Origin of the sequence: Candidatus Sororendozoicomonas aggregata, from assembly GCF_031528575.1 — a bacterium.
GTDB lineage: Bacteria > Pseudomonadota > Gammaproteobacteria > Pseudomonadales > Endozoicomonadaceae > Endonucleibacter > Endonucleibacter aggregata.
The window spans coordinates 1-14617 of sequence record NZ_JAVLSP010000093.1 but is presented as its reverse complement, the minus strand read 5'-3'; the positions used below and the strand labels follow the sequence as shown (position 1 = coordinate 14617).

Annotated in this window: 14 protein-coding genes and 2 pseudogenes; 6 read left to right on the top strand and 10 right to left on the bottom strand. The window is 48.7% G+C overall.

Annotated elements, in window-relative coordinates; translation table 11 throughout:
* Positions 1 to 113: 113 nt before the first annotated feature.
* The 5 genes and pseudogenes from V4C51_RS14735 (at position 114) to aroQ (ending at position 3839) form a co-directional block, all read left to right on the top strand.
* Positions 114 to 791: an RING finger domain-containing protein gene (locus tag V4C51_RS14735; protein ID WP_330926943.1), complete on the top strand. Its 678-nt coding sequence runs from the start codon at positions 114 to 116 to the stop codon at positions 789 to 791.
* Between the two features lie 65 nt (positions 792 to 856).
* Positions 857 to 1761, top strand: a pseudogene (locus tag V4C51_RS14730) (IS3 family transposase).
* 37 nt (positions 1762 to 1798) lie between these two features.
* Complete coding sequence (locus V4C51_RS14725) at positions 1799 to 2476, top strand: RING finger domain-containing protein (RefSeq protein WP_330926942.1); 678 nt, start codon at positions 1799 to 1801, stop codon at positions 2474 to 2476.
* Positions 2477 to 2830: 354 nt separating this feature from the next.
* Positions 2831 to 2980: a hypothetical protein gene (locus V4C51_RS14720; RefSeq protein WP_330926941.1), complete on the top strand. Its 150-nt coding sequence runs from the start codon at positions 2831 to 2833 to the stop codon at positions 2978 to 2980.
* 208 nt (positions 2981 to 3188) lie between these two features.
* The gene (gene aroQ / locus V4C51_RS14715) at positions 3189 to 3839 is read left to right on the top strand and encodes a gamma subclass chorismate mutase AroQ (protein WP_330926940.1); all 651 of its coding nucleotides are present in this window, start codon (positions 3189 to 3191) and stop codon (positions 3837 to 3839) included.
* Here aroQ and V4C51_RS14710 read toward each other — a convergent pair.
* Positions 3827 to 4009, bottom strand: coding sequence for a hypothetical protein (locus V4C51_RS14710; protein ID WP_330926939.1), 183 nt, complete (start codon positions 4007 to 4009; stop codon positions 3827 to 3829). The two genes, aroQ and V4C51_RS14710, sit on opposite strands and share 13 nt — an antisense overlap.
* 4 nt (positions 4010 to 4013) lie before the next feature.
* On the opposite strand from V4C51_RS14710, the gene V4C51_RS14705 reads away from it, so the two are divergent.
* On the top strand, positions 4014 to 4157 hold the full coding sequence (locus tag V4C51_RS14705; protein WP_330926938.1) for a hypothetical protein: 144 nt from the start codon (positions 4014 to 4016) through the stop codon (positions 4155 to 4157).
* Positions 4158 to 4424: 267 nt separating this feature from the next.
* On the opposite strand, the gene V4C51_RS14700 is transcribed toward V4C51_RS14705, so the two are convergent.
* From V4C51_RS14700 to V4C51_RS14660, 9 genes and pseudogenes are all read right to left on the bottom strand, one after another.
* A complete protein-coding gene (locus V4C51_RS14700) occupies positions 4425 to 6275 on the bottom strand; it encodes a V-type ATP synthase subunit A (protein WP_330926937.1) in 1851 nt (616 codons plus the stop codon).
* 26 nt (positions 6276 to 6301) lie between these two features.
* Positions 6302 to 6985 carry a DUF2764 family protein gene (locus V4C51_RS14695; protein WP_330926936.1) on the bottom strand — a complete coding sequence of 228 codons (684 nt, stop codon included), beginning with the start codon at positions 6983 to 6985 and terminating at the stop codon, positions 6302 to 6304.
* Positions 6986 to 6996: 11 nt separating this feature from the next.
* Positions 6997 to 7683: a hypothetical protein gene (locus tag V4C51_RS14690; RefSeq protein ID WP_330926935.1), complete on the bottom strand. Its 687-nt coding sequence runs from the start codon at positions 7681 to 7683 to the stop codon at positions 6997 to 6999.
* Between the two features lie 59 nt (positions 7684 to 7742).
* Entirely contained in the window at positions 7743 to 8192 is a 450-nt protein-coding gene (locus tag V4C51_RS14685) for an ATP synthase subunit C (RefSeq protein WP_330926934.1), read from the bottom strand.
* 2 nt (positions 8193 to 8194) lie between these two features.
* A complete protein-coding gene (locus tag V4C51_RS14680; RefSeq protein WP_330926933.1) occupies positions 8195 to 9994 on the bottom strand; it encodes a V-type ATP synthase subunit I in 1800 nt (599 codons plus the stop codon).
* 51 nt (positions 9995 to 10045) lie between these two features.
* The gene (locus V4C51_RS14675; RefSeq protein WP_330926932.1) at positions 10046 to 10654 is read right to left on the bottom strand and encodes a V-type ATP synthase subunit D; all 609 of its coding nucleotides are present in this window, start codon (positions 10652 to 10654) and stop codon (positions 10046 to 10048) included.
* 2 nt (positions 10655 to 10656) lie between these two features.
* Positions 10657 to 12036: a V-type ATP synthase subunit B gene (locus tag V4C51_RS14670; RefSeq protein WP_330926931.1), complete on the bottom strand. Its 1380-nt coding sequence runs from the start codon at positions 12034 to 12036 to the stop codon at positions 10657 to 10659.
* Between the two features lie 554 nt (positions 12037 to 12590).
* Positions 12591 to 12821: pseudogene (locus tag V4C51_RS14665) on the bottom strand (integrase core domain-containing protein); the annotation flags it as partial.
* 189 nt (positions 12822 to 13010) lie between these two features.
* Positions 13011 to 14261, bottom strand: coding sequence for an MFS transporter (locus tag V4C51_RS14660; RefSeq protein WP_330926930.1), 1251 nt, complete (start codon positions 14259 to 14261; stop codon positions 13011 to 13013).
* Positions 14262 to 14617 lie beyond the last annotated feature (356 nt).

Genomic DNA, 14617 nt, shown 5'->3' with positions numbered 1-14617 from the left:
TGGCATCACTTGAAAATAAAAAAACGACAAAGTTATTATGTATAATTACTTTTTTTAAAAGGCATCTATAATGCTCAAGTAGTGTACAAAAGTAGATGATCAGGAACAATATTATGCCAAATGAATATGGTACATTTACAGAGCCAGGGCCTATTACCGTTCAACCCTCATTCACGGAAAGGGGCTATGCCCCCCTTCTCAATCAAGATAATACTGATCATCCTCAGATGCCGTTAACTGAACTTAATAATCCAGTGTGCGCTATCTGCCGGGAAAATTATGAGGTCGGTAATGTAATAGGCAAGCTAAAAGGGTGCGGCCATATTTTTCATGAGAATTGTGTACTGACTTTGCTTGGTGTACCCAGTATCTACCTGGACCCTTCTGAGCCCCCACAAATGCACCCTTATTGCTGTCGCAAAGCAGTAAGAGTGTGTGGCCCAAACACTAACATGTATTTATATTACATACTCGGTGCTACCTGCTGTATGTGTTGCATCCCTTACTGTTCATGCAATCTGCATCCGCGTCGTGTTGAACTCACTGATAATGATATCAGACTTCTTCATAAACCCGACGACCCCAGATTCCTTTCAGACCACATTAGAAATCTGGATTGGTATTATAACGAATGCCATTACACCGAATGGTTAGACTTAATGGGAAGATTACCCAGATGTCCATGTTGCCGTAAACCTTTTGAAATCAGAGGAAGTTACACTCTCTACCAGATCGTTGAAGGCCCCCCCAGCGATCTCCATAAGGATGAAATACGCTGCATAGTTGCTTGAGTGAAATGGACCCCAAAAATCAGACAGTGGTGTAAGCTCTGATCAATCTCAAATTGGATAGAGCCATCATGAGCCAAAAGCGCAAACCATACAGTTCAAATTTCAAGTCGAAGATTGCCCTCGCAGCCATCAAAGGTGATCGGACAACCACTGAGATTGCCGCACGTTTTTTAGCCCCTTAGCACGAAAGCTCGATCATTGAAGAAAGGTCTTCGCCTTTCTCTGGTCGAGCATAGTAACCCGGATGTATCTATTATCAACCAGTGTCGTTTACTTGGCGTGTCACGGTCAGCAGTCTACTACTAGCCACACAAAGATCTACCGGAGGATTTGTCGTTGCCGCGCCTGATAGACGAGCAATACCTGACCTCCCCCTTTTATGGATCACGCAGGTAAGATGTGTACGTTTTTATGGAGTCTGGGGTAAGGGGCACAGGGTTTATCCCTGTCTGTTGAAAGAACTGTACATCAGTCGCCCCAATCAGGTATGGACAACGGATCTGACGTATATTCCCCTGGAGCTAGGAGCCTGGTTGCCATTATGGACTGCTGTCGGCGGGTATTGGCTTGGCGATTGTCCAATACCATGGAGGCTGACTTCTGCGTAGATGCCCTTCAGGAGGCACTGGATCGTTATGGAGCGCCAGAAATCTTTAACAGTGATCAGGGTAGCCAGTTTACCAGTGACGCTTTCACAGGTGTACTTAAGGAACACGGCGCTCAGATCAGCATGGATGGCAAAGGATGTTACCGGGATAATATCTTTGTCGAGGGCTCTGGCTTAGTGTAAAGTACGAATGTGTTTACCTGAAGGCATTTGACAATGCTGCTCAATTGAAAGACGGGCTGAGAAAGTCTTTTCAGTTGTATAATCTCGAGCGACCTCATCAGGTTGGGTGATCATACACCCTACCAAGTCTATTTTAAGCAGGCAGCGAGCCTGACGAACGGTAGATCAGAGCTTAACTAACCACTCAGGTTGTTTGATTTTTGGGGATCACTTCATTATGCAAAATGAATATGACACATTTACAAAGCCAGGGCCTATTACCGTTCAACCCTCATTCACGGAAAGGGGCTATGCCCCCCCTCTCAATCAAGACAATACTGATCATCCTCAGATGCCGTTAACTGAACTTAATAATCCAGTGTGCGCTATATGCCTGGAAAATTATGAGGTCGGTAATGTAATAGGCAAGCTAAAAGGGTGCGGCCATATTTTTCATGAGAATTGTGTACTGGCTTTGCTTGGTGTACCCAGTATCTACCTGGATCCTTCTGAGTCTCCACAAATGCACCCTTATTGCTGTCGCAAAGCAGTAAGAGCGTGTGGTCCAAACACTAACATGTATTTATATTACATACTCGGTGCTACCTGCTGTATGTGTTGCATACCTTACTATTCATGCAATCTGCATCCGCGTCGTGTTGAACTCACTGATAATGATATCAGACTTCTTCATAAACCCGACGACCCCGGATTTCTTGCAGACCACATTAGAAATCTGGATTGGTACTTTAACTATTGCCATTCCACCGAATGGTTAGACTTAATGGGAAGATTACCCAGATGTCCATGTTGCCGTAAACCTTTTGAAATCAGAGGAAGTTACACTCTCTACCAGATCGTTGAAGGCCCCCCCAGCGATCCCCATAAGGATGAAATACGCTGCATAGTTTCTTAAGATAGTTGTTTGAGATAGCTGTTTGAGGTCTGATTTACAGTTCGTCCGGCTCGCTTCCTGCTTAAAGTAGACTTGGTCGGATCTATTATCACCCAACAGCTGATGAGGTCACTCAGTAGTATACCACTGAAAATACCTTTTCAGCCCTTGTTGCAATTGAGCAGCATGGTCGAATGTCTTCAGGTAAACACATTCGTACTTTACGCGTTCCTAAGAAGCAGTCTTAAAAGTCTGCCCGTAGCGAGGACGGCGAGAAATGGCAGATAAAAAGTCGCTTTTGCGAGGAGAATAGCGGGACTATTTGACGAACAAAAGCGACTTTTTAGACCCATTTATCGCAGCCGCAGTAGGAGCATGACTTTTAAGACGGCTTCTAAAGCCCCTCGACAACGCTATCAAACAGTCAATGCCCGGCCGCGTGCCTGCGCCAGCAACAAGCCTGGGCGTGAGCACAATGGCATCAGGCAGGATTTTACAGTTGGCGGAGACGCCACGGTGCTTTAAAGGGCAAGAACTGAACCCACCACACTGCCCTTTTAACCTGAATTCAAGTTAAAAGTCACGCAACTAATGAGAAAACGATCTATTATCAAACGACCAGCATGTTGCGCGCACAAGAGTATTGGCCTACCAACTTTTATCGTTGTCGTTATGGGAAGATGGTCACGACAAGCAGTATTCGGCGCTTGTTTATTCAACGATGGAGGTAAGCATGGTTCGTATGCTTTTATTGATATGCCTCTGGATGCACATAGTTCCGCTGGCTGTGGCTGATAATACCAGTGAAAAAGACCAACTTTTCGCACTCATTGAAAAGCGCTTGTCTTTGATGCCTGCCGTTGGGCTATACAAGGCCCGACACCATAAGGCGATAGAAGATATCCCCCAGGAAACGCGCGTGCTGACCCTAACTGTCAGCAAGGCGGTAGCTGCGGGACTTGATCCTGCCCTGGTACGGGAGTTTTTTGTCGCGCAGATCACTATTGCCAAGGTCATTCAGTACCGTTACCGTGCAATACTCCTCCTAAACCCTTTACCCGATCAACATGCGGATTTAAGCCTGATTCGTCAACAATTGACTCAACTGAGCGACGCCATTGTTGATCAAATGGCTGTCGTATTGAAAAAAGGTGCGATCACAGATTCAGACTGGGCGACCTTCAATCAGAGCGTTCAAGTACCCTACCTGGAAGAACCGGGCAAGCGGCAACTGTTTAAAAGCCTGAAGAAAGTCAGGCTAAAGAAGATCTCAAATCACCAACTCTCACGCACAGGCGTGTATGTCAGTCCGCGTATGGCTTATCTTTTAACGGATAGCACGCAATTATCTTACGCCTTTGTGAAGCACCTTCAATCTTCATAACTGCCATCATCTTCTTCATCGTCGTAGCCGTCCTCATCTTCGTCTTCATCCTCGTCCTCCTCATCCTCCTCATTGACGTCATTCTCATCTTGATCGTCATCATCTAAATCACTGTCCGACCCCTTGTCCCATGGGTCTTGTTCAGTGGCATTCGCATTTGAGGACATCATCGTCATGAAACTGTTTTCGGGCATACAAGCCAAGGCAAGAAAGAGACAAAAGAGCAGTTTTACGCACAGCCGTACGGGCATAGTCACCATCATTCAATACACTCCTGAAAAGGCCATTGATATTACTTATGGGTGTAAAAACAAATAAAAATTATCTCATTTTTAGCAGAATTCGGATGTCTTGCAAGGAAGGCAGGCAAAAAAAACAGGCGGCCACTGGATATCAGCCACCGGGTGAACAGATTTCTGATCTAGGAGGCTGTCCGAGAATAGACTGCCCTACTGCGGTTGCGATAAATTGGTCTAAAAATTCCTGCTTCTTCATCAAATAGCCCCGCTATTCTCCTCAGAAGCAGAAATTTTTATCCTCAATTTCTCGCAATCCTCGCTAAGGGCGCTATTCTCGGACAGGCTCCTAGGCTGCCACAGAGTTGGAGAGGTAGCCCGTGCGGAAAGCCTGAATTTTAGCAATGTAGCTATTATATTCAGGGGAACCGCCATGGGAATAGTTCAGGTTTTTGAACAGCCCTGTCAGTTTCACAAAATAACCACGGGCAGCGTCCTTATCGGCAAAATCATAGGACTGGCGAATCAGGCTGATGGCTAACTCGAAACAGTCCTTCTGACGCTGCATAGGGCAGCTGCTATCCACATCATCAAAAGCGTCCTGCTGAAGATAGACCATATCCAGAAAGAGGGATTTCTGGTAAGTCACATAATCGTCCAGGGTGATACCCTCTTCACCCGTGACCTGCATCATTTGATGAATACTATCGCCACGCACCAGTAAATCCTGCATTTCCTTGACACCGCTGACCCATTGTGGCGACAAGTTTTCACCGTACCAGTCGGCCAGCTGATCCAGATAACGAGACCAGGAAATCAATGGATCAATGGCAGGGTAGAATCGCTTGTAAGCACGCTCGTAAGACAAGCCCAGGAAGGTTTTCACCGTCCCCAGTGTCGCCTGCGTGACAGGCTCTTCAAAATTGCCGCCGGCAGGGGATACAGAGCCTACCATCGTCAGAGAGCCTTCCTCACCCGCTTCATTGATGATGACACCACAGCGCTCATAGACCCCCTTAATGGCCGAGTCCATATAGGCAGGAAAACCTTCTTCACCCGGAATCTCTTCCAGGCGGTTAGAGGTTTCACGCATGGCCTGTGCCCAACGGGAGGTAGAGTCAGCAAGTGCCAGCACGTTATAGCCCATCTGGCGATAATACTCTCCCAGTGTTAACCCGGTATAAATAGAGGCTTCACGAGCTGCTACCGGCATGGACGAGGTATTACAGATAATCACAGTACGGTCAATCAGCGCGCCCCCGGTGGTTGGGTCTTGCAAATGAGGAAACTCTTCGATAGTTTCCACCACTTCACCCGCACGCTCACCACAGGCTGTCACAATAACGATATCAGAGTTGGAGTAGCGCGAGAACGAGTGCTGAAGTACCGTTTTACCCGAACCAAAGGGACCCGGGATACAACCTGTTCCACCACGGGCAATGGGGAAAAAGGTATCAACGATTCTCTGGGTAGTAATCAGTGGCGCATTAGGGTACTGGCGAGCTGTTTTCCCTTTTTTGGCCAGTGTACCGGCAATGGACTTACGCACGGGCCAGCGCTGGTACATGGTGAGGGGAACTTCTTCACCGTGACTGTTTTTTACACGGGCAACAACCGTGTCAACGGAAAAGTTACCTTCCTGAATCCACACGACCTCCACCTCACCGTCAATATCAAAGGGGATCATGATCTGGTGGGTAAAACGCCCTTCTGGCACAGTGCCGAAGGTTTGACCAGCGTGCAGTTTATCCCCTATTTTCGCGGTGGCAGTAAACGCCCAGTGCTGACTGTGATTAAGGGACTCTAACTGCACGCCCCGTTGAAGGAAATTACCATGCAGTGCCGCCAGACGTTCCAGGGGATTTTGCAGCCCATCATAAATCTGTCCCAGAATACCCGGCCCGAGATCAACGGATAGCATCTGTCCTGTTTGAATAATCTTATCACCAACAGCGACACCACGGGTTTCTTCATACACTTGAATATCCGCCGTATTGCCGCGCACCCGCAGTACTTCCGCCATCAGTTGTTCGTCAACGCTCTCATTGGCGCGCCGACTCGGCAGCACATAAACCACCTCGTTTTTAACCAATGGCTTGCTACTATTTTCAAGGCTTTCGACCGTGATAATATCACCGAGAACGGCCACAACCTGGGCCGTAGATTCGGCGGTGGATGGGGTTGATGTCTGTTTGCTCATGAATTGAACCTGTTCATTGTGAAAACTTATGGCTGGGGCAGCCGGGCAGCAAATTCACCCAGCGCGCGCTCCGTCAGATCATTAAACCGGCCAATAGCCTGCTCGCCATCATAACTGGTCCAGCGGGCTACCAGGTTCCAGCGCAGTACGTAAATCATCACGGCTTCAAAATCAAACCGATGATTGACCCCAATCTCATCGAGCTTATGCCACACGGCCCCAAGCAGGATTTTTTCCAGTTGCTTGTAAGCTTTTTTATCCAGGCACTCCACAGCATCAACAATCCACGGAAAGGTATTTTGCAAAGCAAGCGTCGGGGAGTTCCAGTTTCTTCGGATGTAGGCGTAGCGAGTGCCATAGCTCCAGTGGGGAATAGCAGGGGCCGGGGCATCTCGCATTTTACGGCGCAGGGCCGCCACCACAGTGCGCATATCAAGACGCCAGTTCACCAGTTCGCGCATAGCGGCGCTATCAAGTTCAGCTAGCAGACGAGGCGCCATTTTGATCAGGGCAGCTTCTTCGACATCATCGCCCAAATGGCTCCAGTGCATTAATTGCTCAACCTTAACCAGCATGTCTCGATCATTGCGCCCGAGCATGGACAGGCGACGATCGAGCTGTATCCGCGAGATAGGGGTGATCTTGCTCTGGAACAGTGAATCAATGTGTGGCAGCGATGTCAGCAAAGTGTAGTAGCTATTTTCGACCACAGCAGGCCCCCTTATTTAATGATACCTTCAAGGAGCGCACGAAACCGTGGCTGAAGGTGACGAAGCAACACGGCAGAGACAGCCTCGTCAGACAGTTCCACTTCGATATTCTTGTCCTTCAGGCAGAAAGTGATACCTGTTTGCTGGGCACTGCCCACAGTAAAGGTCACGCCTTTTTGCAGCATAGTGCTGGCCTGACTCATGGCAAACGCGAGCAGCCCGCCCTCTTTCAGCAGCTCTGGACTATCGCGAAGCTCATCAACGCCAATGATTTTCTGGGGCAGCACAACATTCACGTGTTCTTCACTGTGCAGGGCGTTATCGCCAGCCACTTGAAGAATCATTTTTTCCAGCAGCTCATCGTTAGCCATAGTATGGCTTACCACGCCACGAATCTGTTGAGAAAACTGGTTAAGCAAGTAATCTTTCAGTTCTAAAATGGCATTGCGTTCTGCCAGCTCAAGAGCCTCCTGCCCGGCCTTGGTAATAAAGCTGGCTTCTTCACGGGCTTTGTCCACAATCCCTTGCGCTTTTTGCTCAGCCTCTTTGATCAGTTGCCCGGCTTGTATTTCTGCCTTGCTAACGATAGCGTTGGCCTGGTCCCGGCCATTTTGTACGCCCTGGTTTTTGAGTTTTTCAATCAGTTCCTGGACGCCAACGGAAACCGTTTTTCCTTCAGGGGTAATTGCAGCGGTCATTTTTCAATCCTGTATCCTGTCGGTTGCCTCTCCCTCAGCGTGGGAAAGGCCGCGTGTTGTTATGGCGTGATGCCCTGGGCAATGACGAGCGCAAAGACAAACGCAAAGACTGAGAAGCCTTCAACGATGGCAGCAGGCGCGATGGATAGACCAAATACATCGGGCTTGTTTTTAGAAGCATTGATACAAGACGCAACAGCATGGCCTTGATAAATCGATGAATACAGCAAGGCAAAACCGGTCAGAATGCCAACGCCAAAAATCCCGGGCGCGCTTTGCTCAGTAATACCAATACCGTTGAGGATAAACATGATCACAATGCCGTAAATAACCTGAGAAGAGGGCATGGCGGAGACACCGATATATTTACCATAACCACTTTCCACATCCAGCATGGCGCCACAGGCAGCCTGTCCTGCAACCGAGCAGCCGATGGAGCTGCCGATAGCGCCCAACCCGATAGGCGCAAACACGCCGAGCCAGCCCAGGGCAAGAATCAGATCTTCCATTGTTAGTCCTCTTTTTTACTAAACGTTTTAAAAGGGTAGCCTTCTTCAGACAGACCCCAGTTACAAAACTCAATAACATTCAGACGCATGCCGTGAACGACACCACTCATCAGACAAAGGGAGAAATTCAGCACATGACCGAGCAGCAAAATCAAACCGGCAGACAGTACCCCAAAAACAGGCGTAGTGTGCATGGCTTCAGCGGCCAGGTTGTTAAACGTCATCGCCAATGAGGCACCTGAGAGGCCAAGGGCAAACAGACGCATATAACTGAGCACGTCACCAAAAGCACCTGTGACATTAAACAACGCCAGCAAGCCATCGAATATTCGCAAGATCACGTCGGTGAACTTGCGTATCGGGCGGGTACTGGTAAACAAAAAGACCAGTGCCGCCCCGATGATCATCATCGCCGGCGCCAGGTGTTGCTGCCAGCTCCTGGGAAGATCACCCATATAGCTGAGCCAGAATGCTAATCCACCGGAGATCAACAGTGTCCAGCCTGCGGGGGCGAGGGCATACAATCTTGACCGATTGACCCAGAAGGTTGCCAGATTAGCAACCAGCAGGTGAGCGACACCAATGGAAATGGACAGTTTCATCATGGAGTCGTAGTGGTGTAAATCAAACACGGCCACGCTGGCAAGGAAGCTGCCTTGCGCCGGCGCGACGCCAAAGTAACTCCCAACCAGCACCCCCCAGACAATGCCAAGGCCGGACATAAACAACCCCATATTAAGCAGACGTTTACCCGTTTCGGTGCTTCGCGTTTTTCCCCGCAGGCTAAACAGGATCAGGGCAAAAACACCGCAATACAGCGCGTCACTCATGATCATGGCGAAGAATAATGAGAAGGAGTAAAACACGGCATTGCCCGGGTCCCAGGCCCGATAGCTGGGCAACTGAAAGAAGGACAGGGCATCAGCACCGCCACCGGTACTTTGGGGATTGTCCAACTGAGTTGGCGGAGTATCTTCGTCTTCCGGTGGCTGGATAATCGCCGCGATACCATTGTTCGCGGCAAAAGCCTCCACAGCCTGCTGATCACTAACGGGCACCCAACCCTGCACCAGGAAAAACTGGTCTTCGTCCTGCGCGGTATGACCAGCATGGTACAACTCCGCCTGATCGTGGCGCGCGGCCAGACTTTGACCAAGCAGGTAGCGCCAACGACTGAGGGATTCCCGCTCAGCATGAAGATCCTCCAGGGCATGTTCCGCTTCTTCCAGTTGTTGCTCCAAGGCAGAAAGAGACTTCTTGCCAATACGCGAGCGAGGTACGGGCAGCAATCCTTCTTCTGGCTCTTGCTCAGCAATCACGATGACATAACTGCGTTTATGATCCTGATGAATGATATCCCACGGTAGTTCAACAGCGCTCAGCGTGTTCATTTCCCCATTGGGAATAACATAGAACCACAACCGCTGATCACTGAGATCAGAGAGATCCGGCAGGGAAAACTCTCCCCAGGGACGTACTTCACGAATACGCTCTTCCAACTTATCGCGCTCATCGGACTTTGCGCGCGCGGCCCCTTTGTTAGCCAGCACCTTATCAACGATAGTGTCGATGCATTGTGACTGTTTGTCATGCACCTGTCGGCGCTGTCGCGGGCAACGCTCAAGCCATGCCAGGGCTTCTTTGGCTTGTGCCGGTTGCATAAAAGCCCGACTGTCACCTGAGGTTGGCTCTGACAAAGGAATCAGGTGCATACAGCCTAACGTTTGAAGCTCTTTCAGAACCCGTGTTTTGTCATCCTCGGGCCCGTACAGGGTGATTTTATTGAGTGGTTTTATCGCCATTGTTTTTTACAGATCATTACCAGTGCTGACAGGGTCAGAACTGCTTTTGATTTACTGCCTCCTGGCTGCCTGTGCCAGTTTACCTTTGGACAGTTTGGCGTTCACAACACCCGCACGATCCTGGTCTGACATATAAATCTGAATTTTCTGAATGTTCTTCCGGGTCTCGGGAATCAAAACCTTGGAGAATAAGTTTACCCGCTGTGACGTCGTGCGTGTGGCTTTATCCAATTCCTGATAGCGCAGCTGACGTACCTGCAACTCAATACGCAGGCGGATCATCTGTTGCAGTAATTCCACCAGGTAATCCACCCAGTGTGGTTTAGCCAGATCGCTATAGGGTGTCAGGCTGATCTCAACGCGCTCTACTAACGGCACCCGTGTACCTACAATGTTTTCTGTCGTTAACCTGACACCCGTTACCTTGACCAGATTCTCAACCTGAACATCATCTCGAGCCAGCATGGGAAGCTGTGCTCTGACCAGGCGTTCAACATCATTCAGGGCTCCCTGGGTTTCCTCCAGAGCCTCTTCCGCTTTTTTGCGTTCAATCATTAGCTGCTGTCGCTTGAGTTCCAGCGCTGGCAGGTAACGATTAAAAGTTTTCAAGCCGCGCTTTTCCTTATTCAGCGCACTTTTATTAAGGGCTACTTTAGCCATGGTTACGCCTCAGCTTTGGCAAGGGCTTCCGGGGCACAGACCTGGTCTTTGTTGGGCCAGTACTTTTCCAGCAAACTCTGCTTGATGAGCGTTTCTTCTGGCTCAAAACATTCCGCCATCATTTCCCAACCAAGATCAAGGGCTTCTTCCAAGGGTAGTACCACATCCAGTGCCATGAATTGTTTTTTGAACATCTCACCGAATCTGATGGTTTTCAGGTCATAGTTAGACAGTTCAAAGGCCATCGCCTGCTTTTGCTGGGCGTTGACCGCGTCAGAGTAAAAGCGAATCATGGTATTCATGATGGTACTATGGTCATCGCGGGTTTCTTTTCCCTGTACCATCTGCTTCAAGCGGGAAAGTGAGCCAAAGGGGTCCAGCACGCCTTCATGAAGATAGAACTGCCCTTCGGTAATATAGCCAGTATTATCGGGGACAGGGTGGGTCACATCGTTCCCGGGCATGGTGGTCACCGCCAGAATAGTTACCGAACCGGCACCTTTGTAGTCACAGGCTTTTTCGTAGCGACGTGCCAGCTGGGAATAAAGATCCCCCATATAACCCCGGTTGGCAGGGATCTTGTCCATGGCCACACCGATTTCTTTCATGGCATCAGCGTACGAGGTCATATCCGTCAGGAGAACCAGGACTTTTTTGTTTTCTTTTACGGCAAAGTGCTCAGCCACGGACAACGCCATATCAGGTGTCAACAACCGCTCTACGGTGGGATCAGAGGCCTGGTTGGTGAACATTACCGTACGGGAGGATACCCCGGCTTTTTCAAACTCGGTTTTGAAAAAGTGATAATCATCGAAAATAAGCCCCATACCACCAAATACGACGATGTCCGCTTCAGCCTCGATGGCAATTTGTGCCAGAAAACGGTTATACGGTTCGCCCGCAACAGAGAATATCGGAATTTTTTGCGATTCAACCAACGTGTTGAATACATCAATCATCGGTACGTTAGTACGAACCATGCGTGAGGCCAACACCCGGCGTACAGGGTTGACAGAAGGCCCGTCAATTTCAACTTTAGGGTCCTGCTCCAGTGAAGGGCCACCATCGATGGGTTCACCAGCACCGTTGAAAATACGCCCCAGAATATTAGACGAATAGGTTGTCTTCATGGGCTCACCCAGAAAGCACACAGTCGCTCTGGTGGACAGGCCCTTGGTTCCGGCAAACACCTGAAGGGATACTTCTTCGTGATCAATCTTGATGATTTGCGCCAGGGAGTAGCCTTGTCCATCCTGTTCAATCAAGGCAAGATCGCCGTAGTTTGCCTGGGCGCTGCCTTCGCTAAGGTTGGGCACATGCACGCGAATAAGGTCACCGACAATACTGAGAATATTAGTGTATCGCAAAAGACTCTGGGGCATTTCTGCACCTCTTTAGGCTGAAAAAAAGGCGGAAGAGTTTCTGTCATGATATCTGCCTGACACGTTCAGATTCGCGAACAGGCAAAGACCCTGGAAAAATGCTGGGGGTTGCTGACAGTTAAACAACAATAATGGGGACAGAGTATAGTCAGCATCCTCTCCTTCTTACTGAAAAACGCGGATGACAATACCTAATGAAGGTGGGAATCGCAACCATTGAAGTGGGCAACGTCCTGATATTTGCCTACTTTCACACTACTTTCCCAAGTTTTGCCGGTGACGAAAAAAAGAGAATGCGGGTACTTTTAAGTATTTTCAGCAAATAGCGCTAAAAATCAGAAAGTTCTTATAAAATTATCTGTTTTTGTCGTGGACAAAAATTACCCTTATTGGAGGAGCCTCACAATACTCGCGATACAATAAGGCTCTTAATGGGTTCCAGGGAGCTGCTATTTTAGAAGCGCTTTTCTTGACTAATGGTGCTCCGCAGACCAGTAAAATCGGGAGAAGGAAGTGGTTAATTTTCTCAAGTTTTAGCGAACTCCCTGGAACCCATTATACAACTGAAAATACTTTCTCAGCTCGTCTTTCAATTGAGCGGCATTGTCAAACGCCTTCAGGTAAACACATTCGTACTTTACACTACGCCAGAGCCACTCGACAAAGATATTATCCCGGTAACATCCTTTGCCACCCATGCTGATCTGAACGCCGTGTTCCTTAAGTACACCTGTGAAAGCGTCACTGGTGAACTGGCTACCCTGATCACTGTTGAAAATTTCTGGGGCACGCTCCAGAAGCTCGCGTTTCCAGGTCGTTACCATGGTCGGGTGGATCTCAAAACGCGCGGCAATCTCAGCGGTTGTCTGATCACCTTTGATGGCTGCGAGGGCAACCTTCGACTTGAAATTTGAACTGTATTGCGCGCGCTTTTGGCTCTTAATGGCTCTATCCGATTTGCTATTGATCAGAGCTTACACCACTGTCTGATTTTTGGGGTCTATTTCATTCTCATTCATTTCACCATTTCGGGGATCTATTTGTGTAACAACAGGCGTGGTCGTAGGTACTGGCACAAAAGGCTGATTATCACTGGAATAAATAGCGGGACGCCGGGGAATACGCACCAGAAAAAATAAGCCGGTCAACCCCATAATAATGGCAAAATAAATCATCAGACCATTCTCATGCCCACGTAAAAAATAGCCGGCAATAACTGGGCCGATACAGGAACCACTGCTATAGCCCAATAACAACCCCTGGGTGCCCGCAATAATATCCTCTCGCTTTAAATGATCACAACCATGACTGATTGCCAGCGGGTACAGGGTAAACGTCGTACCACCGATCAGAAAAAGTAACAACATATGGAACCAGCCCTGAGCAGGCCAAACCACATAAAGAAGTGACCCAAGGCAACCTGCCAGGCTGATAGCAACCAATACCTTTCGCCGGTCTACAGAGTCCGAATATTGTCCGACAGGATATTGCAACAGCATGCCTCCGAACATGGTGATGCCCAGTTTCAGACCCAGAGTTCCCTCCTCACTCCCTCCTGACATTAACTGGACGGGTAAAAGGGAGTACAGGGCTCCAAGCACCATTCCGGCAGCCAGACAACCAATCATAGCGGAGGGTGTCAACTTGAAAAGTTTAATAAGATTGATACTACTGTTATTGCTTAACTCCGGGGAAGGTATCCGGGTCAACGCCGGCGGCAAGATTGATAACGAAAACAAAATGCCCACCACAAAAAATGGCAAATAACTCGTACTGTCAAGCACGCCAACGAATAATTGGCCCAGGGCATTGGAGCCATATAGGGCTACCATGTAAAAGGCCAATACGCGACCGCGATCTTTTTCATCACTTTCACATAACAGCCATGACTCCACCACCACAAAGATCCCGGCTACCGCCAGACCATTGAGAAATCGTAAAAAAAACCATGCCGCAACAGCGTCAAACACCGCCAGACTGAGCACGGAAGAGCACAATAGCGCCATAAACGCGGCAAAGGATCGGATATGTCCAACCCGGGTTACTGTTCGCTCAGTACGGAATGAACCGGCCAATAACCCGAGGTAATAAACTCCGCCCATGTAGCCCACTAACACATCATCACCCATGGCGTTATTAAGTCGCAGGGGGATAAGGGTCATGAGATACCCACAGGCCAGAGAAAAAACAGAAAGGCCCAGTAAGGGTGAGAAATATCGTTTCATAAGCGATTATTTTTTCAGTAAGTGTTTCTTTCAGTATTGACATTGATGGCTTTTACAATTTAACAACAAAAAACCTGGTCAGTGTTCAATCTGAAAACCAGTATATTCTAACTTTGGCAAGGAGCAGGAAAAAATAACCGGTAGAATGTGTTAAAGGTTGATGCGTACAGTGGGGTTATCTGATAAAAACCGCAAAATCAGTGCCCTCCCTAAAAAAACAAAATTACCCAGAACAAGATGCTTGATGGGTGCTATCGTCTAGGAGCCTGACCGAGAATAGCGCCCGTAGCGAGGATTACGAGAAATTGAGGATAAAAATTTCTGCTTCTGAGGATAATAGTGGGGCTATTTGACGA